Origin of the sequence: Pedobacter sp., assembly GCF_045628745.1 — a bacterium.
In the GTDB taxonomy this organism is placed as follows: domain Bacteria; phylum Bacteroidota; class Bacteroidia; order Sphingobacteriales; family Sphingobacteriaceae; genus Pedobacter.
The window spans coordinates 1-4,190 of the sequence record NZ_JAZQPU010000229.1 but is presented as its reverse complement, the minus strand read 5'-3'; the positions used below and the strand labels follow the sequence as shown (position 1 = coordinate 4,190).

General features: G+C 42.3%; 4 protein-coding genes. All 4 read left to right on the top strand.

Annotation, left to right across the window (positions count from 1 at the left end):
* Positions 1-973, top strand: a 973-nt coding sequence (locus ACR2F7_RS08750; protein ID WP_432713198.1) for a porin, incomplete at its 5' end; no start/stop codon positions are given.
* Between the two features lie 31 nt (positions 974-1,004).
* Complete coding sequence (locus ACR2F7_RS08745; RefSeq protein ID WP_432713197.1) at positions 1,005-2,546, top strand: acyl-CoA carboxylase subunit beta; 1,542 nt, start codon at positions 1,005-1,007, stop codon at positions 2,544-2,546.
* Positions 2,547-3,710 (top strand): MFS transporter, encoded by a 1,164-nt coding sequence (locus ACR2F7_RS08740; protein ID WP_432713196.1) that lies wholly within the window; start codon positions 2,547-2,549, stop codon positions 3,708-3,710.
* Entirely contained in the window at positions 3,711-4,124 is a 414-nt protein-coding gene (locus ACR2F7_RS08735) for a GNAT family N-acetyltransferase (RefSeq protein ID WP_432713195.1), read from the top strand.
* Positions 4,125-4,190 lie beyond the last annotated feature (66 nt).

Genomic DNA, 4,190 nt, shown 5'->3' with positions numbered 1-4,190 from the left:
GATTGATGCCACAGAAAACGGGCTACAACTGATGGATGCTTATATCCAAATCCATGAGCCAAATTATAAAGCCCTTTCGTTAAGGGCTGGTTTATTTAACCGTCCCTTTGGACACTCCCTTGCCTTTTCTTCTGGCTACCGCGATGTTCCGGAACGTGCACGTGTCTTCCAAACAGTACTATCCCGCGAAAGAGACATCGGTGCCATGTTAGCCTTCACGCCAGAAAATGCTTTTAAATTTATAACGGCTGAAGTTGCCGTCGTTAATGGCAGTGGCTTTTCTGCCAGAGACTATGACTCTAAAAAAGACATTATTGGTAACCTGAGTTTCAAATTCGACAGCCTGGCCAATAAAAAGCTGAACCTTGGTTTTGGCGGCTCAGTATACACGGGCTCTGTACGCAATGATACAGAAAGTTATTATACCGATAATGGCAATGGCTTCACTAAAAACACCAGTCCGAATTTTGAAGGTTACCACGCGAAGCGACAATATTTTGGTGCCAACCTACAACTGGATTATGACAATGCTTTTGGCAGAACGATTTTTAAAGCAGAATACGTTGGCGGAACACAACCTGGGGTAGCAGCATCAGCTGACATCAGTGGCCCAGATGCCAGTCAAAGTTTTGCTGAACAGCCCGCTACAGATTTATACCTTCGCTCCTTTTCAGGTTATTATTTATGGTTAACACAGCGGATATTCAAATCTAAGTTTTCTGCCCTTTTGAGTTATGATGTTTACGACCCCAATACCAATATTGAGGAGGATGAAATTGGGAACAACAATAATACCACGGCTGGCGACATTAAGTTCTCTACGCTGGGTTACGGTATTAATTATGTGCCCCATCCAAGAATAAAGTTTACCCTGTTCAATGAACATGTGTTTAACGATGACACAAGCCTGCCCGATTATCCAGCAGATCTTAAAGATAATGTCTTTACGGCACGGCTACAATATCGATGGTAATTTATTACTTTTATAAAAATTGACAAGCTTAATGGAGCAAAAATTAGCGTTACTTCAGGAAAAAATAAAACAAGCTCATGCCGGCGGCGGGGAAACCCGTATTGCTAGTCAGCATAAAAAAGGCAAATTAACGGCTCGCGAAAGGCTTCATTTTTTATTAGATGAAGGCTCTTTTGAGGAAATCGGCATGTTTGTAACACACAGAAGTACTGATTTTGGAATGGAAAAAGAACGCTACCCAGGTGATGGGGTAGTTACAGGATATGGAAACATCAATGGCCGCCTGGTGTATGTCTTTTCTCAGGATTTCACCATCTTCGGTGGTTCTCTTTCTGAAACCCATGCAGAAAAGATATGTAAAATTATGGACATGGCCATGAAAAATGGTGCACCTGTGATAGGTTTAAACGACAGTGGTGGCGCAAGAATTCAGGAGGGCGTGGTTTCCTTAGGTGGTTATGCCGATATTTTTTATAAAAATGTACAGGCATCGGGTGTTATACCTCAACTTTCTGCTATTATGGGTCCTTGTGCTGGTGGTGCGGTTTACTCCCCTGCCATCACCGACTTTATTTTAATGGTGGAAAACACTTCCTATATGTTTGTGACTGGCCCTAATGTGGTTAAAACGGTAACACATGAGGTGGTCACTTCTGAAGAATTAGGTGGTGCTACTACACATGCCACTAAATCTGGGGTTACTCATTTTGCCTGCCCTAATGAAATTGATGCCATTAACCATATTAAATTATTACTCAGTTACATGCCACAGAACTGTGAAGAGCAGCCTGCATTGTTACCTTATACAATAGGTGATGAAAGCAGACCTGCCTTGAACAGCATCTTGCCTCAAAATGCCAACCAGCCTTATGACATCAGGGCGGTGATTACTGAAGTGGCAGACAGCAATAGCTTTTTAGAAGTGCATAAAGATTATGCTGAAAATATGGTTGTTGGTTTTGCCCGTCTGGCGGGTAGAAGCATAGGTATTGTGGCCAACCAGCCGGCTTACCTTGCCGGGGTTTTAGATATCAATGCTTCTGTAAAAGCAGCCCGTTTTGTGCGCTTTTGTGATTGTTTCAATATCCCCCTGTTGGTATTTGAAGATGTTCCAGGCTTCTTGCCCGGCACCGACCAGGAATGGAATGGCATCATTGCCAATGGTGCTAAATTATTATATGCTTTCAGTGAGGCTACAGTGCCCCGAATTACAGTCATTACCCGTAAAGCTTATGGTGGCGCCTATGATGTGATGAACTCTAAACATATTGGTGCTGATTTAAACTTTGCCTGGCCAAGTGCTGAAATCGCTGTGATGGGTGCTAAAGGTGCTGCTGAGATTATTTTTAAAAGAGAAATTAAAACTGCCGAAAACCCTGAAGAGAAATGGCTGGAGAAAGAGAAACTTTATTCTGAGATTTTCGCCAACCCTTACCGTGCTGCAGAACGTGGCTTTGTGGATGAGGTGTTAGCCCCAGATCAAACCAGGGTAAAATTAATCAAGGCCTTTAAGATGCTTGAAAATAAAGCTGTTAAAAATCCACGTAAAAAACACGGAAACATCCCTTTATAAATGAAATTAAGTCGTGGCGACGTGCTACTGATGTCCTTCTGTACAGGACTCATCGTAGCCAATATATACTATTGTCAACCGTTAATTATTCTTATCGCTAAGGATTTCAACCTATCTGAAAGTTATGCTGGCAGGATGACTTACCTTACGCAGGCCGGTTATGCTTTAGGTTTATTCTTGTTGGTTCCTTTGGGTGACATGTTTGAACGTAAAAAGCAAATTTTATTGACCACCAGCCTCTCTGTTCTATCGCTGCTGCTGGCTGCCTTTGCGCCTAATTTTTTAGTGTTGGAAATTGCCAGTGTGCTTATTGGAGCCAGCTCTATTGTGCCCCAGCTTATTTTACCCATGGCGGCGAATTTAAGTTCTGCAGAAAACCGTGGTCATACCGTGGGTGTCATCATGAGTGGTTTATTGATTGGTATTTTAGGCTCCAGGGCTTTAAGTGGCATGGTTGGCTATTATTGGGGCTGGAGAACGATGTTTTTGATTGCTGCAGGTATTTGCTTCCTCTTGCTGTTTTTGATGTTTAAACGCTTCCCACAAAGCCGGCCTTCCTTTACAGGTACTTATAAAAAACTGATGAGCTCCATGTTCGGTTATATTAAAACTGAACCTGTATTAAGGGAAACTTCGCTGATTAATTTCCTGGCTTTTGCTGTACTAAGTTCATTTTGGACTACCATGGTGCTTTTCCTCGCTAATCCGCCTTTTAACTTCCAGTCCTTACAAATCGGCTTATTCGGCATAGCCGGTGCCGCAGGAGCGCTGGCAGCACCATTGGTGGGCAGGTTAAGTGACAATAAGGATCCCCGCAAAAATATCCTCTATGGTTTAGTGCTGCAAATAATCAGTATGGCAGCCTTTTTCTTCACTGGCAGTCATCTATTCCTATTCGTCATCGGCATCGTGTTAATAGATATTGGTCAGCAGGCCATTCATGTTACTAACCAAACGCGTATTTATGCCTTGATTCCTGAGGCTCGTAACCGCTTAAATACCATATTCATGTCGGTAAGTTTTGTGGGTGCCGCATCGGGGTCTGCCATAGGTTTATGGTTATGGGACATGGGAAAATGGCCTTTGTATTGTTTAGGTGCTGCTGTCGTAATATTGGTGAACATCTGTATCTATAGATTTTACGGTAAAAAATTCAACATCTAAATGGTAAGTATTCAAATTGAGCAAATTCATCCGGCACTAACCTGGCGAATCAGACAGGAAGCCATGTATCCTGATCTGCCCTTGAGCACTGTAAAATTAGATAATGATTTAGAGGGGATTCATTTCGGCCTATATGCCGACGATCAGCTGACTACTGTGATCTCTATTTTTGAAGAAGGCGATGTCTGTCAGTTCAGAAAATTTGCCACCCTCCCCGAAGCACAGAGAAAAGGATACGGAAAACTTTTACTGCAACACATCATCAGTTATGTCAAAGAACATGGCGCTCACCAACTTTGGTGCAACGCTCGTGTCAATGTTGCCCCATTTTATGCGCAATTTGGCTTCAGGGAAACAAATGAGCGCTATTTTAAAAATGGGTATGACTTTGTCATTATGGACTTAGAACTTTAATGTTTATATATTTGCTTAAATAAGAATTTTAACATGACTAAAAAGAAAGACGATAAACAAGCACAC

Excerpts from the sequence above, each read along its gene's own strand:
- ACR2F7_RS08745 (WP_432713197.1), top strand. The coding sequence starts at position 1,005 with ATGGAGCAAAAATTAGCGTTACTTCAGGAAAAAATAAAACAAGCTCAT.
- ACR2F7_RS08740 (WP_432713196.1), top strand. The coding sequence starts at position 2,547 with ATGAAATTAAGTCGTGGCGACGTGCTACTGATGTCCTTCTGTACAGGA.
- ACR2F7_RS08735 (WP_432713195.1), top strand. The coding sequence starts at position 3,711 with ATGGTAAGTATTCAAATTGAGCAAATTCATCCGGCACTAACCTGGCGA.